Source organism: Pseudomonas sp. ANT_J28, assembly GCF_008370005.1.
GTDB classification, from domain to species: domain Bacteria; phylum Pseudomonadota; class Gammaproteobacteria; order Pseudomonadales; family Pseudomonadaceae; genus Aquipseudomonas; species Aquipseudomonas frigoris.
In genome coordinates this window covers 222980-249922 of sequence record NZ_VOBM01000001.1, presented here as the reverse complement: position 1 = coordinate 249922, position 26943 = coordinate 222980, and the positions used below count along the sequence as shown (strand labels likewise).

Here is a 26943-nt window from a genome sequence, read left to right as displayed (position 1 = left end):
TCTGTTCAATTGGAGCTTGTTGTTCGCGAACCTGACAGCCCGCCAGAACAACCATCAACATTAGCGCGATGATTTCTTTCATTGCCTGTCCATCCCTTGATGTGACCTGCGCCTGGCAGGCGAGCGCAGAGCAACCCACCATAGGTCGTGCAGCGGACTTCAGAGGAGAGTTAATCAAGGAAGAAATGCACTGAAAAGCTGTCAGAGTTGACAGCTGACAGGCTTAAAGTCGCGGCCTATGCTGAGCGGTTGTGCCGTGTGGTCAATAGCGTGATTTTCTGCATAACGCATTAGACCCGAATCATCTCCCGCACTTTCGCCGTCAGTAGGTCGAAGGTGAACGGCTTGGTGATCATCTGCATGCCGGGATCAAGGAAACCGCTGCGCACCGCCGCATGTTCGGCGTAGCCGGTGATGAACAATACCTTCAGATCTGGCCGGTATTGGCGGCCGATTTCCGCCAGTTGCCGGCCATTCATGCCGGGCAATCCAACGTCGCTGATCAACAGATCGATACGCTGCCCGGAATCGAGAATCGGCACCGCGCTGTCGGCATCGCCAGCCTCGACGAAGGCATAGCCCAGGTCACTCAACACCGTACTGACCAACACCCGCACCGCCGGATCATCCTCGACTATCAGCACCGTTTCGCCATTCTGTGCGAACGGAGCGTGCTGGATGTCCACCGGGTTGTCCTGAGGCACGACACCGCCGAATCGCGGGAGAAACAGACTCACCGTGGTGCCTTTGCTCACTTCGCTGTGAATGGCGACGTGGCCGCGTGATTGCTTGCTGAAGCCATATATCATCGACAATCCAAGGCCTGTGCCCTGGCCGATGGGTTTGGTGGTAAAGAACGGATCAAAGGCCCGGTTGATGGTGCTTTGCGGCATGCCACACCCGGTGTCTGTGACGCTCAGCACCACGTATTCACCTGGTTGAAGGTTGTTCTGGGCCTCGGTGAAGCCAATGTCCAGATACTGATTGCTGGTTTTCACCACCAGTTTGCCGCCGTCGGGCATCGCATCCCGAGCATTGATCACCAGATTGAGCAGGGCGCTTTCCAATTGGTTGGGATCGGCTTCGGCCACCCAGAGTTGCTCGTCTAGCTGCATGTCCAACTGAATGCTTTCGTTGATGCTGCGCTGAAGCAATTCACCCATGGAGATCACCAGGGTGTTCATCTGCACGGGTTTGGAGTCCAGCGACTGACGCCGGGAGAACGCCAGCAGACGGTGGGTCAGGCCTGCCGCGCGGTTGGCTGAGGTAACGCCCAGGTCGATAAGGCTGTCCAGATCGTCGGTGCGCCCACGGGCCAGACGCCGGCGCAGCAGCTCCAGGCTGCCGATGATGCCGGTCAGCATGTTGTTGAAGTCGTGGGCAATACCGCCGGTGAGCTGGCCGACTGCTTCCATTTTCTGCGATTGGCGCAGGGCTTCTTCATTGTGTCGCAGCTGGGCGGTGCGTTCCTCGACCTGCTGTTCGAGGGTTTCGAGGGTGTTTTGCAACCGCAGTTCGCTTTGACTCAGATCGATCAACCGGTCCCTGGCTTCGTACTGTCGTCGGCGTCCGCGCAGCGCGGTGGTCACCAGGCTGATCAACGTGACCGGGTGAAAGGGGCGCTCAAGAAAGGTCACGTTCCCCAACTGTTGGCCGTAGCGCGACGCTGGGTTTTGTTCCGGGCCGCCGTGGTAGGTCATCAATACAATCGGAAGGTCGGACCAGGCAGGCTGTTGCTTGATCAGACCGAGCAGCGGTTCAAGATCACCGCCCAACAAGGCCTCGGAGGAGATCAGCAGCAAGCCTGCCCCTTGCTCCAGCTCGTTGCACAAAGCCACCAGGTCCCGAGTAATCACCCCGTCGTAACCCGCTTCATTGAGCATCATCAGCGCAATCTGGCTGTCACGACCCAGCGGCGCGAGAATGATCGCGCGTTCGGACATCGCTTCCTTGGCAATCACGGGCTTCCTTCCTCAAGCAAGGGGTTGCTGGCACCCAGATAAGTCGGGACACCGCGTAATACACCCTGAAATGCATCCAGCGGTTCACCAATGGTCATGCCCTGAGCGCTGATGCGGTATTCGCGAATGGTTGACTCATGGCTGCCCGTGCGTTTCTTGATGATCGAGATCGCCCGGCGAACCTTGCCCAATGCCTCGAAGTAGCGCAGTAGGATGACCGTGTCGGCCAGATAGGTAATGTCGACGGGGGCTTGCATGTCACCGACCAGCCCATGCTGGGCGACGGTCATGAAGGTCGCGGCACCCTGGCGATTGAGGTACAGCAGCAACTCGTGCATGTGCAGTACCAGCGCGTTTTCCTCTGGCATCGCCGCCTGATAGCCATTGATGCTGTCGATCACCACGGTCTTGATATCGCCCTCATCGACGCAGCGACGAACCCGGTAGGAAAACTCTCCGGGGGACAACTCGGCCGCGTCGACTTGTTCAATCAGCAGGTTGCCGGTGTCTTGCAGCGCTTTGAGGTCGATGCCGATGTGCTTCATGCGCTCGAACAGCAACCCCAGCTCTTCATCGAAAATGAACAGCGCGGCTTTTTCGCCACGGGCCACGGCGGCAGCGGCGAAGATCATCGAGATCAGCGATTTGCCGGTACCGGCCGGGCCGAGGATCAACGTGCTGGAACCGGTCTCGATCCCGCCGCCGAGCAACGCATCCATTTCCTTGATGCCGCTGGTCAACTGCTGGCGGACATAGCGGCCACGATGCTCGGCGGCCACCAGACGCGGAAAAACATGCACGCCGTCACCCATGATAGTGAAGTCGTGAAAGCCGCCTCGGTACTTCTGGCCACGGTACTTCACCACACGGATCCGCCGACGCTCGGCGCCATAGTTGGGAGTCAGTTCCTCAAGGCGAATGACGCCGTGGGCCACACTGTGCACGGTTTTGTCGAGGGATTCGGTGGTCAGGTCGTCCAGCAACACCACTGTGGCGTCATAGCGCACGAAGTAGTGTTTGATCGCGAGGATCTGGCGACGGTAGCGCAGTGAGCTTTGGGCCAGCAGACGGATTTCGGAAAGACTGTCGAGCACCACGCGGGTCGGCTTGACCCGTTCGACCACTTCGAAAATCTGCTTGGTGGCTTCGCCCAGTTCAAGGTCCGAGGAATACAACAAGCTCTGCTGATGCTCGGCATTGAGCAGGCTTTCCGGGGGCGTCAGCTCGAAGATGTGGATGTTTTCATCCAGCTCCCAGCCGTGGGACAACGCACCTTGGCGCAATTCGCGTTCGGTCTCGGACAGGGTGATGTACAACGAGCGCTCGCCGGCACGAGCGCCGGCCAACAGGAAATGCAAAGCGACGGTGGTTTTGCCGGTACCGGGTTCACCCTCCAGTAAAAACACATGCCCGCGGGACAAACCACCGGCCAGGATGTCATCCAGACCTTCGATGCCGGTGGCGGCTTTTGCACTGATCAACTCGTTTGATGTAGACAAAAAATGCCCTCTCATGACTAGGGGAAGCGAGGCAGCAGGCCCTAAGTGCCTGAATGGACTGCCTGTTCTCTTGACCCTTGGCCGAGACGACGAGTTCAACGAAATTTTTGCTGTTGTTAAAGCCCTTGTTGCAAGGCGGGGTCGTCGGGATTGAGTTGCTCAAGTTGCGCCAACAGAATCTGCACGTTCTGTAGCTGGCCGCTTTCTTTCCAGTAGTTGATCAACAATACCCGGGCGCTCCGGTCGGCCGGGTGGCGCTGGACGATCTCCTGCAACTGTTTCTGCGCCGCTTCCAGCTCCTGTTCATCGTGAAGCGTGGTGGCCAGGTCGTAGCGGTAATCCTTGTTGTCCGGCTCCAGTTCCACGGCTTTGGAAAGGCCGAGCAGGGCGAACTCACTTTGCCCGTGATGCAACAGCCAAAGTCCCAGGGCATGTTGCAAGTAGGCCGAGTCAGGTTGAGCCTTTAGCTGCTTGGCCAACAGTTGCCGGGCAGCATCGTTTTGGCCCAGGCGATCCATCACGTCGATTTGCATCACCAGCGCGGGCAGGTTGCCGGGCGCAAGACGCAAGGTGTTCTCCAGCGCCTGCTGCGCCTCTTTCAACTCGGCATTGTGCAGATGCAGCCGAGCCAGTTGATATTGGTTATCGGCACTTTCCGGTTGACTCTTCAGGTCCTGTTCCCAGGCATCGATGGCTTGCTCCAGCGGCCCGAAGTACAAACCGAGATCGTCCGGCGATAGCCCCAGCAAGGCGTTCACGGCGGCATAGCGGACACGCTGTTCGCTGTCATCGAGCAGCGGGCCCAGCAGTAGGCTGCGCTGACCGCTGGGCACCAGACCGCTGATGCTTTTGATCGCCGCGATGCGCACGTCCGGCGATTCATGCTGCAAGTCCGCATCCGCCAGTTTCAGGGCCACGGAGCTGGGGTAGTTGGGCAGTTCGGCATGCAACCAGACGCGGCGTTTGACCGATATATCAGAGCGGCCCAGTTGCTGGTAGAGGACCCGCGCTGCGCCCGGTTGGCCTGCGCGAGCCTGGTTCAGCGCCTCGCTGTAGCCGCGCTTGATCGCCTCCGGCACGGCGGGGGTTGTACTGCGCAGGAAAAACCAGGCAACGCCGATGGCAAGCAGGACGCAGAGGCTGATGAGCAGGAAGCGGCGGGACTGGGGCATGCAGGAATCCGGGAGCTGGCAAGCTGTTGCAAAGTTGCCAGCTTCGGTCAGGCAAGGCTGTGAGTCAAACCCAGACTCAGTTCAATTCGTTAGTCAGTCAATTCGAGGAAGCTGGCCTTTCAATGATTTTGCCTACAGGTTGCGTCGACATTGAAACCCATTGAGGCGCCGTCGCAGTGACTACGCTTGCTGGAGATGACTCGATGAGCGCTCCCATGCAACCGCTGCTTCAGTACTTCAAAACGATACTCAACCCCGGGCCCGGAGTGGCGCTATTCGCCCTGCGGACCATCGTGGCCGGGCTGCTGACGTTGTATCTGGCGTTCCTGTTCGACCTTGAGCAGCCCAAGTGGTCGATCATGGCGGTGGTCATCGTCAGCCAGCCATTGGGCGGCATGGCCCTGGCCCGAAGTTTCGGCCAGGTCATCGGTACCACGCTCGGGGCGGTCGTGGCGGTGTTGATCATGGCGATCTTTCCCCAGGCGCCCCTGCCTTTCATCTTCACCCTGGCCTTGTGGCTGGCGCTGTGTACCGCCGGCGGCACCTTGTTGCGCTACACCAGTTCCCAGGCGTTTGTTCTGAGCGGGTACACGGCGGTGGTCGTGGCACTGTTGGCGGTGCCCGATCAGGACGGTACGTTCCTTCTCGCGGTCACCCGCGTGACCGAGACGCTATTGGCGGTGGCTTGCGTGTGCGTGGTCAGCCTGCTCACCGCGCGACCGGAAGCGGTGGCCCGGGATTACTTCGCCAAGATCGATCAGGTCATCAAGCTGCTCGCGACCCACGCTGCTGCCGTCATCCGAACCGAAGAAAGCGAGGCCGATTTCCATCGGCGGCAGATGCAACTGCTCGGCGCGATCAGCGCCCTGGAAGGCGTAAGGAGGCATTTGTATTTCGACGCGCCCCGGTTGCGCAGCGCCAATGGTCTGGTGCAACTGCTGGGCAATCAGCTTGTGCTGCTGACCTCGCGGCTGACGGCTCTGCGTCACCAGCGGCAACTGCTGGCCGAGCGCTGGAAAGGTGAGTTGCCGGAAGAGATACAGCGTTTGCGCGCCGAAGAACTGGCCTTTCTCGATGAGTTGGCCCTGCAAGGGCGCTCGTTGTCGACCGAAGCGCGGCACCATTTCGCGGCGCTGCAACAGCGTTTCGATGACCAGGCCTACAAGGCCGAACAACTCACCGAGACGATGCCAGCCACGCTGCGCTCACTGGCCTGGGCACTGCGCTGGGAGCAGGCACGGATGCTGGAGCAACTGGGACAGATTCTGGAACTGAGCGACGCGATCCAGGAAGGCCGTGAAGCCAGTTGCGTGTTCCGCGGCCAGGACAATCCGCTCCATCTGGATTTCACGTTGGCGGCAATGAACGCGATCCGCGCATTTACCGCATTGGTGGTGGCCGGTCTGATCTGGATCGAAACCGCTTGGGACGGGGCTCGTGGCGGGATGATCGTGGTGGGGATTCTGTGTTCGCTGATGGCGACGTTTCCACGACCGTTGTTGGCCAGTCAAAGCTTTGCCAGGGGACTGGGCCTGGCTTTTGTGGTGTCGGCGCTGTATCTGTTCTTGCTGATACCGATGATCAGTGACTTCGAGTTACTCGCCTTGTTGCTCGCCCCCTTGCTGTATGCCGTTGCAGTGGGGCTGTCCAGTCCGCCAACCACTGGCACAGGCATTGGTCTTGGGCTGACGACCATTCTGTTGCTGGGCCCGCAAAACACCGAAATCGGCCAAAACAGTGCCATTCAGTGGTTCGAGTTTGCCGGTGCGTATATCTGCGCAGCCGCGCTGGCGCTCAGTGTCTACGCCTTGATCTTCCCGTTCAGGCCCGTTTTGCGGATACGCCGGCTGTTCAATGAGAACTGTGAGCAGGTCTACGCTTTGCTGAAGACGCCGGCCACCGATGAGCAGCAATTTGCGTTTGAAAGCCGCATGGTCGATCGCCTGACCATGATGTTGGGATTATTGCCGGCTACCAACGACAAGCAATCCAGCGAGCTGTTCGAAGTCAGCCTCGGGTGCATGGCACTGGGTGTGGCCTTGAACCAGCTCAGGCTACAGGGGCAGAGCAACACCTTGCTCAGTACTGAACAGCAAAACCGTTTGCTCGCTGTTGTCCGTGAGACAGGACGATTGATCGCCGGGCGGCCCGGGATTGACCTTGAGCAGCTACTCGGAAACCTGCGTGTCTTGGGCGATGAAATGGACGACTTGTATTTAGACGTTCATGAACACCTGTGGTCGGTCTTCAGGATGCGCGTGGCGTTGTTGATCGTGGTGTCGTTTCTGGAGCGACATCGCAAGCACTTTCAACCCGCAGAAACGGAAGGAGTGCCGGCCCTTGCCCATTGATTTTGAATTAGGTGGCGTCTACTTGCCGCCGATTGCCCAGGCGTTACTGCTGGCCCTGCCGATTTACCTGCTGCTGGACTGGGTCTTGCGCCGCCTTGGCGTGCTTCGGTTCGTCTGGCATGAAGCCTTGTTCGAAGGCGCGTTGTACGCCTGCGTTTGCGCAACGCTGATTCTGGTGATGGGAGCTTGATGCTTTGAAGAGGATCCTTGCCCGACTTGCGACGGTGGCGGTGGTGTTGCTGGCCTTTGTTCTCGGCTGGTTCGCCTGGGAACATTACACCCGCTCCCCTTGGACTCGCGATGCACGGGTGCGTGCCGATGTGGTGACCTTGTCCGCCGATGTCTCGGGGCGCATCGTCGGCCTGGGCGTGCAGGACAACCAGCATGTGGAGAAAGGCCAACTGCTGCTGGAGATCGACCCGGCGCGCTATGTCCTGGCGGTTGAGCATGCCAAGCGTTCGGTGGAAGTGGCGAAAGCCACCCTTGGGCAGTCTGAGGCAACGATAGTCGCCAGTGAAGCGTTGCTCCGCCAGCGTCAGAGTGAAGAGCGCCGACGGCGCACGCTCAAGCAGCGGTTGGCAATTTCTGGCGAAGAATGGGAGAAATCCAGCACGGAAGTGGCGGTGGCGCAGGCTGAGTTGCTGCGCAACCAGGCCAACCTCGGTTTAGCCCACGCCAACGTGCAACTGGCCATCGCCGCATTGACCCAGGCCGAACTGGACTTGCAGCGCACGCGGGTCGAAGCACCCGTGACGGGTTACGTCACCAACCTGCTGACCCGGCAGGGGGACTATGCCGCGGCCGGTGGCGCGCTGTTGGCGCTGGTGGACAGCGACTCGTTTTATGTCAGCGGATACTTTGAAGAAACCAAGCTGCCGCGAATCGAGGAGGGCGACCGGGTCAGGATCGAATTGATGAGCGGCGAAACCTTCGGCGGTACTGTGCAAAGCATTGCCTTCGCCATTTCCGACCGGGAGAACCTGCCCGGCGGGCGCCTGCTGGCCAACATCAACCCCAGTTACACCTGGGTCAAACTGGCGCAGCGGGTGCCGGTGCGAATACTGATCGACCCCGATTACGCGGCCAAAAACCGACTGCGTGCCGGGACCACGGCCACCGTGACAGTCCTGGAAAACCGCGAGATTCAAGAGCACCGCTAACCCCCTGTGGGAGCGGGCTTGCTCGCGAATGCGGTGTGTCAGTCGACATCATGGTGGATGTCAGGCCGTATTCGCGAGCAGGGTCGCTCCCACAGGGCCGCACGATGCCTTCTGAAAAGGCAAAAAAAAGCCCCGCGACCGAATGAGGCGCAGGGCAAAGGAATCGGTTGGTTGCGGCCAACCAAAGGAGCTCGTTAAAACTTTACTTGCTGGCGACCGTCTCTGGTTGCCAGCCACCGCCGAGGGCTTTGTAAATCGCGACAATACCGCGATACAGATCGACTTCGGCCTGTGCCTGAGTGTCTTCAGCCGCCAGGCGCTCACGCTGGGCGTCGAGCAGGACGAGGAAGTCCGCAGTGCCTTCGCGGTAGCGAATTTGGGCGAGGTCGGCCGCGGCGCGACTGGATTCGCTCTGACGAATCAGCGAGATCAAGCGCTGTTGACGTTTGCCGTAGTCGCTAAAGGCGTTTTCTGATTCTTCCAGCGCCAACAGTACTTGCTGCTCGTAGGTCGCCAGGGCGCCTTCGGCATCAGCATCGGCACCACGTAGACGGGCGCGCACGCTGCCAAGGTCGAATGCCGCCCAGGTAATGCTTGGGCCCAGTGCCCAGGCGTTGGCCGCCGAGGAACCGATTTGCGAACCGCGCCCGGCGGTGAAGCCAAGGAAACCGCTGAGGCTGACCCGAGGGAACAAATCAGCCTTGGCCACGCCGATACGGGCGGTGGCGGAGGCCAGTTTGCGCTCGGCGCTGAGAATGTCCGGGCGACGTTGCAGCAGTTCACCCGGATCACCGATCGGCAGCGCCTTGGCGATCGCCGGCAAGTCTTTTGGACTCAGGTCGACGGTCAGCTTATCCGGCCGCTCACCCAACAGAGTGGCGATGCGGTTTTTCTGCCGAACCTGTTCGGCCTGCAATTGCGGCACGCTGGCTTCGACGGACGCCAGGCGTGCATCGGCGCGAACCACATCGAGCTGATCGCCGACACCGGCATCACGCAGGCTGACGGTGATCTTGCTCGATTCCTGCTGGTTATTCAGGTTGGCCAGGGCGATCTTTTCCCGCAGCTGCGCACCGCGCAGTTGACCGTAGGCATCCACCAGTTCGGCAATCATCGAGACTTGCAGTTGGTACAAATCGGCTTCGAGCGCTTGCTGTTCGGCGTCGGCGGATTCCAGGTTGCGCTGGATACGCCCAAACAGGTCGATCTCCCACGCCATGTCCAGACCCAGGTCGTAGCGTTCGCTATTGACCCGCTTGGTGGTCTGGCCCGGGATCTGACCCTTGGCCAGGTCACTGCTGGCGCGGCTGGTGATGGTCGGCATGGCGTCATTGCTGACGTCATCGCGAATCGCTCGCGCCGCTTTCCAGCGAGCGAAGGCCACGCGCAAATCACGGTTGCCTTGCAGCGATTGAGTCACCAACTGGTTGAGGGTCGGATCTTCGAACTGCTGCCACCAGATGCCTTCGAAACGCGAGCGGTCGAAGTTCTTCTGCCCAGCGCTGCCATCGGTGGCGGTCGTGATATTGGCCGGCTCAGTGGCTGGGGTCTTGTAGTCCGGGCCGACGGCACAGGCACTCAGGGCCAGTACCAGAAGGCTCGGCAGGAAGGCTTTCAGGCTCATTGTTGCGCCTCCAGTTTCAGGGCCTTGGCCGCTTTGCGCTTTTCACCGCGCTCCACAAAGTTACGAATCAGTACGTAGAACACTGGCGTCAGCAACAGACCGAAGAAGGTCACCCCGAGCATCCCGGAGAACACCGCCACACCCATGGCATGACGCATTTCGGCACCGGCACCGCTGGAGAAGACCAGAGGCACAACACCCATGATGAACGCGAAGGAAGTCATCAGGATCGGCCGCAGACGCAGGCGGCAGGCTTCCAGTACCGCGGCGAGCGGGCTGAGGCCTTCATCCTGCTGTTTGTCCTTGGCAAACTCGACGATCAGGATCGCGTTCTTACAGGCAAGCCCCACCAGTACGATCAAGCCGATCTGGGTGAAGATGTTGTTGTCGCCGCCCGAAACAATCACACCGGTAATAGCCGACAGCAAGGTCATCGGTACGATCAGGATCACCGCCAGTGGCAGGCTCCAGCTTTCGTATTGAGCCGCGAGTACCAGGAACGCCAGCAGTACGCAGAGCGGGAACACGAACAGTGCGGTGTTACCGGACAGAATCTGCTGGTAGGTCAGGTCGGTCCATTCGTAGGTCATGCCGTTCGGAAGTTCTTCCTTGAGCAGTTTCTCGATGGCTTTTTCGGCCTGGCCGGAGCTATAGCCGGGGGCTGCCGCACCGTTGATTTCAGCGGTGATGAAGCCGTTGTAGTGCATCACGCGGTCCGGGCCCGAGGTGTCGCTGACCTTGATGAAGGTCGCCAGCGGGATCATCTCGCCTTTGTTGTTACGCACTTTCAGCTGACCGATCTGGTCCGGTTCGAGACGGAACTGCTGTTCAGCCTGAACGTTGACCTGGTAGGTGCGACCGAAGCGGTTGAAGTCGTTGGCATACAGCGAACCCAGGTATATCTGCAGGGTGTCGAAGATGTCGCTGACGGCCACGCCGTGGGTCTTGGCTTTTTCCCGGTCGATAGCCGCATCGACCTGTGGCACGTTCACGGTGTAGCTGGTGAAGAGGGCAGCCAGTTCCGGCACGTTGTGGCTTTTGTTGATGATGTTCATGGTTTCTTTGTACAGCTCGTCGTAGCCCAGGTTGCCCCGGTCTTCGATCTGCAGGCGGAAACCACCAATGGTGCCCAGGCCTTGTACGGGCGGCGGCGGGAAGATCGCCATGTAGGCTTCCTGAATCCCGGCGAACTGGCCGTTCAATGCACCGGCAATCGCACCGGCCGACATGCTTGGGTCTTTGCGCTCGTCGAAAGGTTTCAGGGTTACGAACACGATGCCGGCGTTAGGGCTGTTGGTGAAACCGTTGATCGACAGGCCAGGGAAGGCCACCGCACTTTCCACGCCAGGTTGTTTCAGGGCCAGGTCGGACATGCGCTTGATCACGTCTTCGGTACGGTCCAGGCTCGAGGCATCCGGCAGTTGCGCGAAGGCCACCAGGTATTGCTTGTCCTGGCCAGGTACGAAACCGGTCGGGGTGCTGGAGAAACCGAAGAAGGTCAGCACCATCAGGCCTGCGTATAACAGCAGGGCGATACCGCTGCTGCGGATAACCCGGCCTACCGTGCCGACATAACCGTGGCTGGCCTTGTCGAAGAAGCGGTTGAACGGACGGAACAGCCAGCCACCAAAGATCTTGTCGAGGACCTTGGAGAAACGGTCCTTCGGAGCGTCATGGCTCTTGAGCAATACCGCAGCCAGGGCGGGCGACAGGGTCAGCGAGTTGAACGCCGAGATCACGGTCGAGATCGCAATGGTCAGGGCGAACTGTTTATAGAACTGCCCGGTCAACCCGGAGATGAACGCCGCCGGGATAAACACCGCACACAGCACCAGCGCCGTCGCGATGATCGGACCGGTCACTTCACGCATGGCCCGCTTGGTCGCTTCGACCGGAGTGAGCCCCAGTCCGATATTTCGCTCGACGTTTTCCACCACCACGATGGCGTCGTCCACCACGATACCGATGGCCAATACCAGGCCGAACAGTGACAGGGCGTTCAGCGAGAAGCCGAACAGGTGCATCACGGCAAACGTACCGATCAGCGAAACCGGCACCGCCACTAATGGAATGATCGAGGCGCGCCAGGTTTGCAGGAACAGGATTACCACCAGAACAACGAGGATCAGCGCTTCGAAGAGGGTGTGAACCACCGCCTCGATGGAGCCGCGCACGAAGATCGTCGGGTCATAGACGATGCTGAAGTCCATGCCTTCCGGGAAGCTCTTCTTCAGCTCCGCCATCTTGTCGCGCACTTCGTTGGAGATTTCGATCGCGTTGGAACCAGGACGCTGGAAGATCGGGATCGCCACTGCCGGTTGGTTGTTCAGCAGCGAACGCAAAGCGTATTGGCTGGAACCCAACTCAATGCGAGCGATGTCTTTCAGACGCGTGATTTCACCGTTTTCGCCGGAGCGAATGATGATGTTCTCGAACTCTTCCTCGGAAACCAGACGGCCCTGAGTGTTGACCGACAGCTGGAACGCCGTGGCATTCGGTGCAGGGGGCGCACCCAGTGCACCGGCAGCGACTTGACGGTTCTGTTCACGAATCGCCGTCACCACGTCGGTGGCGGTCAGGTTACGCGAAGCGGTCTTGTTCGGATCGAGCCAGACACGCAGCGAGTAATCGCCCATGCCAAACAGCTGCACATCACCGACACCGCCCAGGCGCGCCAGCTCATCCTTGATGTTGAGTAAGGCGTAGTTGGACAGGTAGAGCATGTCGTAGCGTTTGTCCGGCGAGGTCAAGTGCACGACCATGGTCAGGTCGGGCGATGCCTTGTCCACGGTGATACCGATGCGCGTCACTTCTTCTGGAAGTTTCGGTTCGGTCCGGGTCACACGGTTCTGGACCTGTACCTGTGCGTTGTCCAGGTCAGTGCCCAGCGCAAAGGTGATGGTCAGGGTGATCTTGCCGTCAGCGGTGGATTGCGAGGACATGTACAGCATGTTCTCGACGCCGGTGATGGCTTGCTCCAATGGAGCGGCCACGGTTTCACCGATGACTTTAGGGTTGGCACCCGGGAAGTTGGCGCGGACCACAACGGTGGGCGGAACCACTTCCGGGTATTCGCTGATCGGCAACTGGAACAGCGAGATGGCGCCGGCGATCAGGATCAGCAGCGACAGCACCGCTGCGAAGATCGGCCGTGAAATGAAGAATTGGGAAAAATTCATCGTTGAGATCCCTTAACCGCGTGGAGTCGCAGCAGCCAGTTTCACAACCGAACCCGGCGCGACCTTGGCAGGTGCGACTTGGGGCAGGTTGCTGGCTTCCAGCGCTTGTCGTTGTTGAGCCAGAGCGGCGAGGGTTTGTTCGCTGGCCATCGGGATCACTTCAGGGGTGACCGGCGAGCCAGGGCGAACCCGTTGCAGCCCCTTGACGATGACGGTGTCGTCCTTGTTCAGGCCGCTGCGCACGATGCGCAAACCTTCGATCTTCGGACCCAGCTCGACCGAGCGGTAAACCGTTTTGTTATCGGCATCCATCACCAGCACGAACTTTTTACCCAGATCGGTACCGACCGCTTCGTCGTTGATCAGCACGGCGGAATAGGTGCCGCTGCCGACCAGTTTCAGACGGGCATACAGGCCTGGGGTGTAGGTGCCGTCGCTGTTGTCGAACACGGCGCGACCGCGGATGGTGCCGGTTTTCGGGTTGACCTGGTTGTCGACGAAGTTCATCACGCCCTGGTGCGGGTTGCCGTCTTCGTTGGAGAGGCCGAGGTACACCGGCGTGGTCGCACCGCGCTTGCCCTGGCGAGCGAGCTGGGTGTATTTGAGGAACACACGCTCATCAGCGTCGAAGTAGGCGTATACCTTGTCGGTGGACACCACACTGGTCAGCGCGGTGGTATCAGCGGTCACCAAGTTGCCGGCGGTGATTTCCGCACGGCTGACGCGACCACTGATCGGCGCGGTGACACGGGTGAAGCTCAGGTTCAGTTTGGCCAGGTCCAGTTGTGCCTGGAGGGCACCGACGGCGGCGCGGGCTTCTTGAGCAGCGCTGGTGCGCGAATCGGCCAGCTCGGCGGAGATCGCGTTGCTGGTGCGCAGACGTTCGCCACGCTGGGATTCGTTTTCGCTGCGGGTGGCGTTGGCGCGGGATTGGGCAACCAGGGCTTCGAGGCGGCGGACCTCTGCCTGGAATGGGCGCGGGTCGATCTGGAACAACAGGTCGCCTTTCTTGACCAAAGCGCCTTCAGTGAAGGCCACTTCATCGATCTGGCCAGAGACCCGTGGACGAATTTCTACGGTTTCCGGCGCTTCGAGGCGTCCGGTGAATTCATCCCACTCGTTAACCGGTTGTTCCAGCACCTTGGCCACGCTGACCTTGGCTGCGGGCATAGTGGCGGCCGTGTCCGGAGTCTTGCCGCAGGCGCTCATCACCAGTACGGCCAACAGGGCCAACGGGAAGCGTAAATGTTTGAGTGATTGTTCCATGGATGCATCCGCCAATGTATTGAGAATGGACGGATGATGCTCGGCGAGGATGTATCGCACGAATCGAACGAAGCAAAGGTAACTATCATTCGGAATGATATAAGCCCCGGGCAAGCTCTCTAGCCTGCACCTTTTGTTAGGCGGCTCTCAATTGGGCTGATGACAAATCAGTGTTGCGGGGAATGCAAAGGTTCAGCTTGAGACCGCGTTGTGCCCTATCGCGAGCTTGCTCGCGATAGGGCCAGAAGCCCTCATGCAAAATCAGGATCAAGCAAGGCTATCCGGATCACCGAAGAACATCTGAATCCTCGACCGCAGCCAACGCTCGCCCGGATCATTATCCTGCGACCCACGCCAGGCCATGTGCAATTCAAAACTGCGCACCGGCAACGGCGGGTCTTCAGCCCGCACACCACCGGCCGCCGTCAACGCTTCAGCCGTGTAATCCGGCACGGTCGCGACAATATCGGTCCCGCTGATGAGTGTGCTGAGTCCGTTGAACTGCGGCACTGCGAGCACCACATGTCGTTTGCGTCCGAGCTTTTCCAGCTCTTCATCTATAAAGCCGCTCAGGTCGCCGGCGAACGACACCAGCGCATGAGGCCGTGCGCAGAAATCATCCAGGCTCAACGGCCCCGGCACCGTGTCGGCCCGCAACAGCTTTGGCATGCTGCGGCGCAGTACTTTGCGCTTGGCGTTGGCCGGCAGGTCGGCGGTGTAGCTGACGCCGATGGAAATTTCGCCTGAGGCCAGCAGGCTCGGCATCAGGATGTAGTTGGCCCGACGCACCACCAGCACGATCCCCGGTGATTCGGCGCGCAGGCGCTTGAGCAGCATCGGCAGCAACGCGAACTCGACATCGTCCGACAGACCGATGCGAAACACCGCGGTGCTGGTGGCCGGGTCGAATTCCGCCGCACGACTGACCGCGGTGGAAATCGAATCCAGTGCAGGAGAGAGCAGGGCGAAGATTTCCACCGCCCGGGCGGACGGTTCCATGCTGCGCCCGGTACGCACGAACAGCGGATCATCGAACAGCCCGCGCAGGCGCGAGAGTGCCGCACTGATGGCCGGCTGGCCGAGGAACAATTTCTCCGCAGCGCGGGTCACGCTGCGTTCGTGCATCAATGTTTCGAAAACGATTAACAGGTTCAGGTCGACACGACGCAGGTCATTACGATTCATCTGGAGTCCTGGCAGAGTCATCAAGCTTGACGAGAGCGGCCATATGAGAACAATGGCCGGCATGAATATTAAGGGGAAAGGCTGCTACTCTGCACCGAGTAATTCAGTTTTCCTGAAATGGCTGCTTCGGTTGTTGTACGGCATTTGATGATGTCACCGGCGCTGCGGAATCAATGACAGGCATGTCGACTATTAATAGCCACTGATAGTCTTGGGTAGAAAGCCCAGATAGAGTTCAGGGCATTAGAGGTTTCTTTGACGAGGTTTGCGATGTCCCGCACGATCCGTTTTCACAAGTTTGGTCCAGCCGAGGTGCTCAAATGCGAAGAGCATGCGGCCGCTCTCCCTGCGCCGGGCGAAGTGCAGGTGCGCGTCGAGGCGATTGGCATCAGCTGGTACGACATTCTCTGGCGCCAGAACCTGGCCTCGTCCCACGCTCGCCTGCCTTCTGGCCTTGGCCATGAAATGTCCGGCGTCGTGACGGCGGTTGGCGAAGGCGTCGATGATCTGGCAGTCGGCGACAAAGTCGCCAGCTTCCCGGCTGAAAGCCCCAACGATTATCCGGTCTACGGCGAGCAGATCGTTCTGCCGCGCTCGGCACTCACTCGTTACCCGGACGTCCTCAGCCCGATCGAAGCCAGCGTGCATTACACGCCGCTGCTGATCGCTTATTTCGCTTATGTCGATCTGGCACGGGTCAAACCCGGGCAATTCGCCCTGGTGACCGACGCCAGTCACTGTGCCGGTCCGTCCTTTGTACAGCTGGGCAAGGCTCTGGGTATCCGGGTCATTGCCGCGACCAAGACAGCGGAAGAGCGTGAGAATCTGCTGTCCCTGGGTGCAGAGAAAGTCATCGTCACCGAAGAACAGGATCTGCTGATGCAGATCAACAAGATCACCGACAACCGTGGCGTGGACGTTGTGTTCGACGGTCTCGGCGGTCCACAGATGTCGTTGCTTGGCGATGTACTTGCACCTCGCGGCAGTCTGGTGCTGTACGGCCTGCAAGGCGGCAACCAGACGCCATTTCCGGCCTGCGCAGCGTTCCAGAAAAACATTCAGTTCTTTGTGCATTGCATCGGCAACTTCACTGGCAAGCCGGAACTGGGGATCATCCAGGACCAGGTTGCACTGCAACGTGCCTTGCGCGACATCAACCAGATGACCGCCGACCGCGTGCTGCTGCCGCTCAAGACTCGGGTCTTCCCGTTTGCCGAGTTTGTCGAAGCTCACCGCTACATGGACGAATGCCCATGCCGCGAACGGGTCGCCCTCCAGGTCGAACCTGCATAAGCCCTTCAAATAAGCCCCTTCTGCAAGAGTCCGTGCCCAACGGACTCTTCTGCTTTCAGCACCTGCCAAAATGAGACATCCTATTGCCCCATCAATGGGTCAGTTCAGCAACTGAACTGGTTTTTGCTCTCAATCTGTATCTTCTAATCATCATATAAGCCTTGATAATTGAATGATTACTTTCATCTCAAGGAATGAGTCATGGCTGGGTATCGGCTTGATACTTTTCAATACGCACTGTTAATACATATCCGACCAATAGTTCGTTGTTGCGCAGTTGCCAAAAAAACATGGGTGACTTCTTTCTCTATTTCTTGTGCTAATTGTCTGTGGGACGCTGTCGGACATTTCCTAGGATGTCGCTCTCAGCCGTTAGAGGCTGGTTCTACATGGGCTCGCGGCCACCTGCCTCTGGCCGGAGCAGGGGAGACTTTCAGTTATTTCAAATAATTACTAAAAGCTTAAGTGCTAGCATTTGGCAATAGCGTCCAGTACTTCAATCGTGGCAAGCAACCCATTGCGCAATGCGTGTCGTTGTTGGCGCGATATCGAACTTACAAGCATCAGGTAAATAAAGATGACCAATATCCATGACCAAGCGATGAACTATGTCTATCAGCAAGTGCTGCAGCGATTGCTGAGTTTCTTCTCGCGCGCCGAACGCACGGCATTGCAGCTGATGATTCAGCGACTGGTGGTGGCCGCCGGGGGGATGGAGCGTATTGGCGATTACAAGGTACTGGCGATTCAGTCCGGCTCCCGCGACAGTTGTTACACCCTGGCGCTGCTACGCGCTGCACAGCTGAGTATCGCCGGCCGGGCGCCTGCGACATTCCAGTTGCGAGTGGCATCCTTGCGCTTGAACGGCGCAAGCCCGACGGCCCTGGAAAACATCCATCGCAGCTACAGCGCCTTGTTCCTCTACGACGATCCTCGGGTGGAAGTGTTGATGGTTGATAACCGGGAAGTCCTGCCGTTCAACCACCTGACGCCGATTTCCGAAGGCGGCCGTGAGTCGAATCGGCTCAATCTTTTGATGGTGGGCCATCGTCGCGCCTGGAACGGGCCGTTGGATCTGTGGGACGACGGGTATCTGGCCACTGGCGAGTTCTATGGGCAAATCGCTCGTTGGGACAACGGTGTCGATGCATTGATCAGTAGCGACTCACCTCGTCAGCAGAAGCGGTTTCTCGACGGATTGAAACGTGCTGCCGCCAAGGCCGGGCTCAAGACGTCGAATAACCACGAAACCGGCTATGAGGAGCTTTTCGCGCTGCTCGATGAACTGGGCAGCGACTGCTACCGCGCTTTGTATGCTGAGCATGACCAGGTAGCGTGGCGTCCGGCCGAACGATTTGAGGCCTGTCGTCGCGCCACGTACATCGACATTCACGACATGCTGGTCAGCAACCTGGAAGAGCGTTGGCCGCTGCTCACAGAGTTTCTCGGTTTTCAACCTGACGAACTGGCGGCTCAGCTCAGCGACAACGAGTACGTCAGCCTTTCTATCTCTGTATACATGCGGGGGTTGCAATCGTGCTTCATGCACGACCGCGGCTACGAGACGGGTGTCGCCGAATACCTGCATCGGGCATTGGTGAAGATGCGGCGCAAACAGCTGGCGGAACGGTTGTGTGAACAAGCGGTAGAGGCGTTCGGCAATCCGGCGGCGTTGGCCGAGCAGCGCGTGCTGGCAGCGGCCGAGGCTCAAAAAAACCTTGGCCTGAACGAGGCTCAACTGGTGTGCCTGCTGTTTTCACCTTTCGTTGAGAATGGCGCGGCGCTTGAGCGTTTTCTGCGCCAGTGTCACCCCGGCATGCTCGTGGCGATGCCTGATTTGCACCGGGCAATGCAGGGCAATCCGGTGCCGGAGCAGGTTCTGCAATGGATGACCGACGTCAGCGGGTTGCCTGTCAGCTTGATCGGCAAGCTTTACCGCATGAGCCCGGTGTCTGCGGATGAGGGCAGGGCAGGCGCGCTGGAAATCGACGGCGCGTGTGTGCAAGCAGCAGCCGACTTTGACGACGACACGGCGGTGGCGGATGAATGGTCAGCGGGGCGCTGAAAGTGCGTGGCTCGACAGACTTCTTGACGATGCATGACGACGTTCACACGGCATTCGGCCCTCGCCCATGAAAGGCCCACGAGAAACTGACTTCGCGTATCAGGCGGTGTACCGATATCTGACTAACCTGATCAACGAACCGGTCAGTGACACGCGAGTCCGTCTGCCTTCGTTGCGACAGTTGGCGGAGCGTCTGAGCGTATCGATCTCGACCATTCAGTACGCTTATTCGCTTCTGGAGAAGGAAGGGCGCGTTTATTCGGTGGCCAAGTCCGGATATTACGCGTTACCGGTGTCCTCCATCAGCACGTTCAGCAGTGGCAACGACCTGCTCGAAACCGTTTATGTCAACGCCAGGCGACCCGGAATGCTGGTCTTGAGCGCCGATGAGCCGGCGTTATTGCAACCCCTCGACAGTCCATTGTTACTGCTGGAACGAGAACTGCTGCGCCAGTATCCGCGTCAGCCGCAACCGACATCGCAACCTTGCGGCGAGCTGGAGTTGCGCATTGCCCTGGCAGCGCGCTACACCACCTCGCCGCTGCGCTGCTGGCATGCCGACGATGTCTATATTGGCGCCGACCTGCGTGGCGTGCTGGAAATACTGATCGCTGTGTTGAATCTCAAGGACGCCACGGTGTTGGTCGAGTCGCCGTGCGACTGGGCGATTCTGAGGTTGCTCCAGGCTGCGCAGGTGCGAGTGATCGAGCTGGCGGTGCAATCCAGCGGTGGCCTGGACGTCGAATGGCTCAAGGAGCTGCTGGAGACCGAGCCGGTGCGGCTGGTGATGGTTTCATCCGGGCTGAACATGCCGCGAGGCAGCCTGGCACCCGACGACAACCGACAGGTCGTCGCGCAGTTGCTGGAGCGACATGGCAGTTGGGTGTTGGAAAACGACTGCTACGGCGAACTCGGATTCGAACCGGACGGCCAGCGGTTTCGCGACTTGCTGGATCCCGATCGGCTGATCGTGTTTTCCACCTTCGAGAAAATCATCGGACCGGAGGCGCCATACGGCTATCTGCTGTCGCGGCATTTCAGTGCTGAGCTGCAACGGCACTTTCTGCTGCGGTCGTTCCGCTTGTCACCGATTCGCCAGAAAGCCATCGCTCGCTTGTACGGCAACGGACGTGTCGATCAGCATCTCCAGGTACTACGGCGGATGCTCAAGGACCGCAAGGTGCAGATGACTCAGCTGTTGCAGGAGCGTTTGGGAGATGCCTTGCACTTTGTCGAACCCCAGGGCGGTGCAACCATCTGGGTCCGTTCGCTGCGCCAGGTCGATGTACGTCGGGTGTTCCAGCGCCTGCTCAAGCACCAGGTGGTGATCGCACCGGGAGAGCTGTTCAGTCTCCAGGGCTTGCACGCGCAACACTTGCGCCTGAGTCACACCTTCGGCGGTGATCACGACCTTGCCGCAGCAATGGGCTTGTTAGGGGACGCGTTGCGTCTGGAGTCGATCGATTGAACGGGGCCACACACCCTGAGTGACACTCATGGATCGATCCCATCGCGCTGCGGTCAAACTGCCAGTAAACTGCGTTCCTATTCCTGAACCACTCTACTTCAGAGGTTTTGCATGACACTCAGTCCTTTTGCGGGCAAACCGGCACCGGTAGAACTGTTGGTCGATATCCCGCGACTGGTAACGGCCTATTACACCGGCCAGCCCGATGCCTCCATTTCGACCCAGCGCGTAGCTTTTGGCACGTCCGGGCACCGAGGCAGCTCGTTCGACTTGAGTTTCAACGAATGGCACGTTCTGGCGATCAGCCAGGCAATCTGCCTGTACCGCGAAGCCCAAGGCATTGACGGCCCACTGTTCGTCGGTATCGACACCCACGCGTTGTCCACCCCGGCCGGCGCCAGTGCCCTTGAAGTGCTGGCCGCCAACGGCGTGACGGTAATGATTGCCGAGGGTGACGAATACACCCCGACCCCGGCCATTTCCCATGCAATTCTTTGCTACAACCGCGGGCGTACGTCGGGCCTGGCAGACGGCGTCGTCATCACGCCGTCCCACAACCCACCGCAAAGCGGTGGCTACAAATACAACCCTACCAACGGTGGCCCGGCCGATACCCACATCACCAAGTGGATCGAAGCCAAGGCCAACGAACTGCTGAGCAACAAGCTCGCCGGCGTCAAACGCATCAGCTACGAGCAGGCGCTGAAGGCCAGCACGACCCATCGTCACGACTACCTCAATACCTACGTCGCCGACCTGATCAACGTGATCGACTTCGATGCCATCCGTGATGCCAAGCTGCGTCTGGGTGTCGATCCGCTGGGCGGAGCCGGGGTGCGCTACTGGTCGGCGATTGCCGAGCATTACCGTCTGGATCTGGAAGTGGTCAACAAACAGGTCGATCCGACCTTCCGCTTCATGACCGTCGACTGGGATGGTCAGATCCGCATGGACCCATCGTCCACTCACGCCATGCAGGGCCTTATCGGTCTGAAAGAGCGTTTCGACGTAGCATTCGCGTGCGACCCGGACCACGATCGCCATGGCATCGTGACCCCGTCCGGTGGTTTGCTCGCGCCGAACAACTACCTCGCCGTATCGATCGATTACCTGTTCCAGAACCGCCCGCAATGGCGCGCCGATGCGGCCGTGGGTAAAACCGTGGTCAGCAGCGGCTTGATCGATCGCGTGGCAAAACGTCTGGGTCGTCGCCTGTACGAAGTGCCGGTCGGCTTCAAGTGGTTTGCTGACGGCCTGTTCGACGGCTCTCTGGGCTTTGGCGGCGAAGAAAGCGCCGGTGCTTCGTTCCTGCGCAAGGATGGCAGCGTCTGGTGCACCGACAAGGACGGCTTGATCCCGGCACTGCTGGCCGCAGAAATGACCGCCCGCACTAGCCGCGACCCAAGTCAGGCCTATCGCGCCTTGACCGATGAGCTGGGCGAGCCGTTTTCGGTGCGCGTCGACGCCAAGGCCAATCCTGAGCAGAAGGCACTGCTGAGCAAATTGTCGCCGGATCAGGTCACTTCGACCCAACTGGCGGGCGAAGCGATCCAGAGCATCCTCAGCCATGCACCGGGTAACGACCAAGCGATCGGTGGTCTGAAAGTCATGACCGAGAACGGCTGGTTCGCGGCGCGCCCGTCGGGCACCGAAGACATCTACAAGATCTACGCTGAAAGCTTCGTCAGTGACGACCACCTCAAGCAATTGGTGGCAGAAGCGCAAACACTGGTGGACGGCGCGATCTCTGCGAAGTAACCCGGAATGTAAAAAGGGGCGGCCTTGACGGTCGCCCCTTTTTTTGTCCCGCATTTACAAGATCAAGCCAGGTCCACCAGGACGATTTCACTGTCTTCGATAGCGGTCACCCGCAACACCTGCTCATCGGCAACCGCAATACCGTCTCGAGCTTGTGCACGCAAGCCATTGACTTCAATGATGCCGGTGGCCGGTACCAGATAGGCGCGACGGCCTTTGTCCAGGCGATACTCGGCGGATTCACCGGCCTTAAGGTTCGCGGCCACCAATCGCGCATCAGCTCGAATCCGCAGGCTTTGATCGTCGCCGGCCTTACCGCTCGCCAGCGTTACGAAACCTTCGCGCTGGCCTTTTGGAAAAGGCTTGGCGCCCCAGGACGGTGCCAAACCGGTTTCGTTCGGGATGATCCAGATCTGGAAGATCCTGGTCTCGGTCGCTTCCAGGTTGTATTCACTGTGAGCGATCCCGGTGCCGGCGCTCATGACCTGAACGTCGCCCGCTTCGGTACGACCCTTGTTGCCCAGGTTGTCTTCGTGAGTGATTGCGCCTTCACGGACATAAGTGATGATTTCCATGTCCCGGTGCGGGTGTTTCGGGAACCCGGTACCAGCGGCAATCACGTCGTCGTTCCACACCCGCAGGTTGCCCCAGTTCATGCGTTTTGGGTCATGGTATTCGGCGAACGAAAAGTGGTGATGAGCATCCAACCAGCCATGGTTGGCGCCGCCCAAGGATTTGAAGGGTCTGAGTTCAAGCATGATCGTCTCCTGAAAAGGTTCGTCATGGGGCAGAGCGCCTGAGCCACGAAACGCGAACCGGTGGTTGATGGCGAGCATCATCCATCAGGAATTGATCGATAAAAAGCGTAAAAAATGCCTCAATACAATCGAATAATTTGATATTGAATCACCTCGAAAGAGTCTCACCCAACCTTCACTTCATCGCATAAGCCAATGACCTGTAAGCATTTCACTAGAACTGAACGGCAAATGCAGACACCATAGCCCTCAACAGCCTCACTCCCTGGAGTCAGCCCGCGTGCCGCAACACACCCCCGATCTTCCTCCTGAACTTCGTCCCTTGGCCGAGATGCCGCTGCTCAAGCGTCTGGCCGCCCGGCTCTTTGGTCACGGCCTGACGCGTCTGCGCGCACAACACCGGGCATCCTGGCTGCACGGCCAGGCCGATGGCTTTCGCAGCGGGCACAGCGCCGGGGTGGATTACGGCTATAAAGAAGGCAAGCTTGAAGGGTTGGAGGAAGGCCGGCAGGTATTACTGATCCGCGACTCGCGCTCGACCGAACACCGGCCGCCCAACGTTGACGACAATCTGTTCGACGATTGGCGTCTTCCGTTGAGCGCTGAGTTGAAGAAGCGGATGAAGACGGATGTCGCTCGACTGCTGCCACCACACGCCCAGCCCAGTGCCGCGCAGTGGAAAATGATCTTCAGTGACACACCCTCGACCTCGGTGATTGCCGGCGCGGGTGCGGGCAAGTCGACCACGTTGGTGTTGCGCATTTTGCTGCTGACCCATTATCTGGGGTTCGAGCTGAGTTCGATGACGGTGGTGACCTTTACCCGTGAATCGCGCAAAGACTTCATCAATAAATTGATCGAGCTGTTTGCACTCTGGGGCCGGTCGCTCAGTTTCAAAGAGGCGCGTGATCTGGTGCGTACCTTTCATTCGCGCATCCTGCCGATGGTTCGCAGTCTGCCGGGCTTCGAGCGGCTGCAAGCTTTCGAAAACCTCAGTCACCGTGCGCAAAGTGGCGATGAGGAGGTCGACAGCAATCCTTTCGACCTGCGCATCAACGACGCCCAGCGCCAGCAACTCAACGCTTGTTATCACAGCCTGCACACTCGCAATGAGCGCTTTCGCGAATTGATCCAGCCATTGTCCCGTCACGCGCTGCAGCTCAAGGAGCTGGAGCGCGATCACCCGGACGTGCAGAAGCGCATGGCCGTGACCGAACTGGCCGCCAAGCGTGACGAAGAGCTCTGCGACGCTATCGAAGACTTGTGGTTTCGTGCGGGAGCCTGGCCAATCAAAGGCATCGAGCCGATGCGCCAGACGTTCGATATCAACGGCTCAACATTTCATTGTCATGGCTATATCCCGAGCCTGGACGCTTGGGTGGTGCTGGGGTTCGATCCCCGGGAAAACCCGCAGGTCAGCCGCCCGAATGCCAAATTGAGCGTGCGCGCGGAATGGGCTGTCAAACGCACTCTATTTCAAGCTTTCTGTCGTAAGCCATTGATATGGATGGACAGTTACGAGTCATCAAAGCGTATATTGGCGTCCCTTGGAGGCGATGCTAGTGCCGGGCCGGGCTTCGATTACAAGGTCAAGGGCGAGCTCAGCTCTGCGCCATTACTGGACTGTTTTGTCGCCGCCGCCGGATTTATCGAGAATCTTGGCCTGGATGTACCCAATGCCGTGGGTCAGATGAGTTTTGCCAAGGACGACCCCGACCGGTTTTTCTTCGAAGCCTTGAGCCTGTACTGGCGAGCGCTGGAAGATCACCTGCTCGATCAGAAACCACCGGTAATGACCTACAACCGGATGTTCGCCTTGTTCAGCGAACATTCGCCGGAAAACCTGAAACTGCTGGGCGATGAGCTGCTCAGGCCGATGTCGCACTTGATGATCGATGAATTTCAGGACGTATCACCGCAAATCGTTTCCTGGATCCGCGCGAGCCTGATGGAAATCCGCAGTCGCGGTCCGGCCATGCACGTGGGGCGCGGCGCACAACGTTCGTCGTTGCTCTGTGTCGGCGATGACTGGCAGTCCATTTATGGCTGGCGGGGCAGTTCGCCAACGTACTTCATGGAATTCAACAAGGAATTCCCTTCGCCGAGCACGACCAAGGTGATGCTGAGCGACAACTATCGCAGCCATCAACACATCATCGATGCTGCCGAGCATATTGTTCGTGCGGCGCCGGCGATCGCTGGCAAGAAGGCCAAGGCCAGTGGCGAGCCCAAGGCATTGCTGCCGGTTAACGTTCTCGATCGTGACGATCAAGGCATGGCCAAACGCCTGATGGAGCACTACAGAAAGGGCGATTCAATCTTGATGCTTTATCGAAAAAGCAGCGATAAGTTATTGATAGCAGAGCATATTCAGTCTGTAGTTAATGTTGATTCTAGTTTTCCGTACGAAGCGCGACGGCTCAAGCAACTGACGTATCACAGCGCCAAGGGACTTCAGGCTGACGCCGTGTTCCTGCTGGGTGATTGTCAGCACCTGACCAGTTCGCCGTACAAGAACCAGGTCTATCGCATGGCGGGTCTGGGCAAGGCTGGCGACAGCGAAGCGTACGACAGCGCACAGAAAGACGAGATCCTGCGACTGGCTTACGTCGGCATCACTCGGGCGGTGAGTCATTGCTATTGGTATGTCGATGGGCAAGACACCCAGGCAGCCAACATGCCTAAAGCTTCCGATCGGATCGGCAAAGGCAAAGTGTTCTTTACCGATCACCGACTGGGCAAGACATCGGCGTGAACCTTAAGAGATCGTCGCTCACAAAAAAGCCCACTTAACGTGGGCTTGTTGTTGAGTGTTCAGCCTTCAGGCGTAGCTCCTGAGGGCGGTGGGTGGAATGAAAGCCTCAAGCTCGTCTTCCACCGCTTCGATTATTCGTTCTACATCCGCAGCATTCATTACCGTCGCGCAAGGAATGCCGGCGATGGCGATCATGGTCTCGCCACTGGCACGGTCAAATAGACGGGCAATCATACTGCCCGGCGCATCCATGCTCGCCTCGAAACCCATGGGATGAAAATGCCAGCGCATCAGCTGGCAGGCGTTTGGAAAGGTGACTTTACTGAACCCTTTATTCATATGTAGCCCGCCTCATTCATCGAGCGCTTCCTTTAGCTCATGTTAGGAGGGAAGAGCCTTCAATGGCTCAACCGGTGACTGCCTTTAAAAGTAGCAGCCAAATGTGAAAACAATGTGGATTTTTCAGGCCGTTTAGCGATTGGTTCAGTTTTTTTGATGCAGGTCACGGGAACGGTCGGTATTCGGCAGTTGGCCACCACTGGTTGGTCATTGAAGCCGAGACGGAATTTCGGCAAGCTCGTTTTTTTCTCGCCGAGTCCTTTATGCAAGCCGATGATGATGGTCCGCTGCAAACCCAGGCCACGGGCGACACGGTGATGCGTTATCACTTGCGCTGGAAACACCGGGACCTGGACGGGGTGATGGCGCTCTATCACTCAGAGATTCAGTACAGCGATTTTTTCCAGAACCGTGTGATGGGGCTGTCCGAATTACGTGAATACGTGCGCAGCAGCATGCCCCGCGATCCCGATGAAGCCCTGGAACATTCGGACCGTATTCGTCTGGACGGCAACACGGCGTTCATTCAATACCGTATAACCCTTCGCGGCGGTGAAGGCCTGGTGTCATTCCGGGCCAGCGAGGCGATTACCGTCCGTGACGGACTGATCTGGCGGGTCAACGAATATGCCTCGCTGGTGCATGAACAGCCCGTCAGCAAAGCCGCCAGCAGCCAACGTCCGGCGGTCAGTCGACTCGGGCTGTCTGCACGCCAGCTGAGTTTCATGGCTGAAGACTTGCAGCAGTATTTTCAGCGCCAACAACCTTATCTCGATCCCGAACTCGACCTGCAACGGGTGGCGAAGGAGTGCGGGTATAGCCGCAATCAGATTTCCTACCTGCTGAATCAGGTGCTTGGCCAGAGCTTCTATCGATACGTCAACCAGGCGCGCCTGCAGCATTTGCTCGCGGCACTGGATAACGCCACGCCGCCACTGCGGATCGACGAACTGGCGTTTGCCGCGGGGTTCAATTCGCTGTCGGCGTTTTATAGCTGCTTCCGTCAGCACACCGGCCAGTCGCCCAAGGCCTACGTAAAACAAATTTCTTTGCGTGCACGCGCGCAAGACAGCCTCTAAGCCCACGCACTAGGATCGACGCCATCGAAGT

General features: G+C 58.9%; 18 protein-coding genes. 9 read left to right on the top strand and 9 right to left on the bottom strand.

Going from position 1 to position 26943, the window contains the following annotated elements; translation table 11 throughout:
* Window positions 1–290 precede the first annotated feature (290 nt).
* From FQ187_RS00965 to FQ187_RS00955, 3 genes are all read right to left on the bottom strand, one after another.
* Entirely contained in the window at window positions 291–1943 is a 1653-nt protein-coding gene (locus FQ187_RS00965) for a response regulator (protein ID WP_371925494.1), read from the bottom strand.
* A gap of 14 nt (window positions 1944–1957) precedes the next feature.
* Window positions 1958–3460 (bottom strand): ATPase domain-containing protein, encoded by a 1503-nt coding sequence (locus FQ187_RS00960; RefSeq protein WP_149628062.1) that lies wholly within the window; start codon window positions 3458–3460, stop codon window positions 1958–1960.
* Window positions 3461–3576: 116 nt separating this feature from the next.
* On the bottom strand, window positions 3577–4632 hold the full coding sequence (locus FQ187_RS00955; protein WP_149628061.1) for a tetratricopeptide repeat protein: 1056 nt from the start codon (window positions 4630–4632) through the stop codon (window positions 3577–3579).
* A 203-nt stretch (window positions 4633–4835) separates the two neighbouring features.
* Here FQ187_RS00955 and FQ187_RS00950 point away from each other — a divergent pair, with 203 nt between their 5' ends.
* From FQ187_RS00950 to FQ187_RS00940, 3 genes are read left to right on the top strand one after another with little or no spacing between them, the layout of a single operon-like run.
* Entirely contained in the window at window positions 4836–6983 is a 2148-nt protein-coding gene (locus tag FQ187_RS00950; protein ID WP_149628060.1) for an FUSC family protein, read from the top strand.
* Window positions 6973–7173 carry a DUF1656 domain-containing protein gene (locus tag FQ187_RS00945; RefSeq protein WP_149628059.1) on the top strand — a complete coding sequence of 67 codons (201 nt, stop codon included), beginning with the start codon at window positions 6973–6975 and terminating at the stop codon, window positions 7171–7173. The genes FQ187_RS00950 and FQ187_RS00945 overlap by 11 nt, the downstream gene beginning before the upstream one ends.
* A gap of 4 nt (window positions 7174–7177) precedes the next feature.
* Window positions 7178–8143 carry an HlyD family secretion protein gene (locus FQ187_RS00940; RefSeq protein WP_149628058.1) on the top strand — a complete coding sequence of 322 codons (966 nt, stop codon included), beginning with the start codon at window positions 7178–7180 and terminating at the stop codon, window positions 8141–8143.
* A gap of 202 nt (window positions 8144–8345) precedes the next feature.
* On the opposite strand, the gene FQ187_RS00935 is transcribed toward FQ187_RS00940, so the two are convergent.
* From FQ187_RS00935 to FQ187_RS00920, 4 genes are all read right to left on the bottom strand, one after another.
* Entirely contained in the window at window positions 8346–9767 is a 1422-nt protein-coding gene (locus FQ187_RS00935) for an efflux transporter outer membrane subunit (protein ID WP_149628057.1), read from the bottom strand.
* The gene (locus FQ187_RS00930; protein WP_149628056.1) at window positions 9764–12946 is read right to left on the bottom strand and encodes an efflux RND transporter permease subunit; all 3183 of its coding nucleotides are present in this window, start codon (window positions 12944–12946) and stop codon (window positions 9764–9766) included. Before FQ187_RS00930 ends, FQ187_RS00935 begins: the two co-directional genes overlap by 4 nt.
* Window positions 12947–12958: 12 nt before the next feature.
* On the bottom strand, window positions 12959–14212 hold the full coding sequence (gene mexE, locus FQ187_RS00925) for a multidrug efflux RND transporter periplasmic adaptor subunit MexE (RefSeq protein WP_149628055.1): 1254 nt from the start codon (window positions 14210–14212) through the stop codon (window positions 12959–12961).
* A gap of 267 nt (window positions 14213–14479) precedes the next feature.
* Entirely contained in the window at window positions 14480–15397 is a 918-nt protein-coding gene (locus FQ187_RS00920) for a LysR family transcriptional regulator (RefSeq protein WP_008156370.1), read from the bottom strand.
* A gap of 270 nt (window positions 15398–15667) precedes the next feature.
* Here FQ187_RS00920 and FQ187_RS00915 point away from each other — a divergent pair, with 270 nt between their 5' ends.
* The 4 genes from FQ187_RS00915 to pgm all read left to right on the top strand — a co-directional run bounded on the left by FQ187_RS00915 (window position 15668) and on the right by pgm (window position 21981).
* Complete coding sequence (locus FQ187_RS00915) at window positions 15668–16690, top strand: zinc-dependent alcohol dehydrogenase family protein (protein ID WP_056743735.1); 1023 nt, start codon at window positions 15668–15670, stop codon at window positions 16688–16690.
* A gap of 577 nt (window positions 16691–17267) precedes the next feature.
* On the top strand, window positions 17268–18755 hold the full coding sequence (locus tag FQ187_RS00910) for a hypothetical protein (protein ID WP_149628054.1): 1488 nt from the start codon (window positions 17268–17270) through the stop codon (window positions 18753–18755).
* Window positions 18756–18822: 67 nt separating this feature from the next.
* Window positions 18823–20223 carry a PLP-dependent aminotransferase family protein gene (locus FQ187_RS00905; protein ID WP_149628053.1) on the top strand — a complete coding sequence of 467 codons (1401 nt, stop codon included), beginning with the start codon at window positions 18823–18825 and terminating at the stop codon, window positions 20221–20223.
* Window positions 20224–20334: 111 nt separating this feature from the next.
* Window positions 20335–21981: a phosphoglucomutase (alpha-D-glucose-1,6-bisphosphate-dependent) gene (gene pgm / locus FQ187_RS00900; RefSeq protein ID WP_149628052.1), complete on the top strand. Its 1647-nt coding sequence runs from the start codon at window positions 20335–20337 to the stop codon at window positions 21979–21981.
* Between the two features lie 62 nt (window positions 21982–22043).
* Here the strand turns inward: pgm and FQ187_RS00895 are convergent, their stop codons facing one another.
* Entirely contained in the window at window positions 22044–22739 is a 696-nt protein-coding gene (locus tag FQ187_RS00895; RefSeq protein WP_149628051.1) for a pirin family protein, read from the bottom strand.
* A gap of 280 nt (window positions 22740–23019) precedes the next feature.
* Here FQ187_RS00895 and FQ187_RS00890 point away from each other — a divergent pair, with 280 nt between their 5' ends.
* On the top strand, window positions 23020–25494 hold the full coding sequence (locus FQ187_RS00890; RefSeq protein WP_149628050.1) for a UvrD-helicase domain-containing protein: 2475 nt from the start codon (window positions 23020–23022) through the stop codon (window positions 25492–25494).
* A gap of 66 nt (window positions 25495–25560) precedes the next feature.
* Here FQ187_RS00890 and FQ187_RS00885 read toward each other — a convergent pair whose 3' ends face one another.
* Window positions 25561–25833 carry a DUF1652 domain-containing protein gene (locus tag FQ187_RS00885; protein ID WP_129444231.1) on the bottom strand — a complete coding sequence of 91 codons (273 nt, stop codon included), beginning with the start codon at window positions 25831–25833 and terminating at the stop codon, window positions 25561–25563.
* A 263-nt stretch (window positions 25834–26096) separates the two neighbouring features.
* Here FQ187_RS00885 and FQ187_RS00880 point away from each other — a divergent pair, with 263 nt between their 5' ends.
* Window positions 26097–26912, top strand: coding sequence for an AraC family transcriptional regulator (locus FQ187_RS00880; protein ID WP_149628049.1), 816 nt, complete (start codon window positions 26097–26099; stop codon window positions 26910–26912).
* Window positions 26913–26943: the final 31 nt, after the last annotated feature.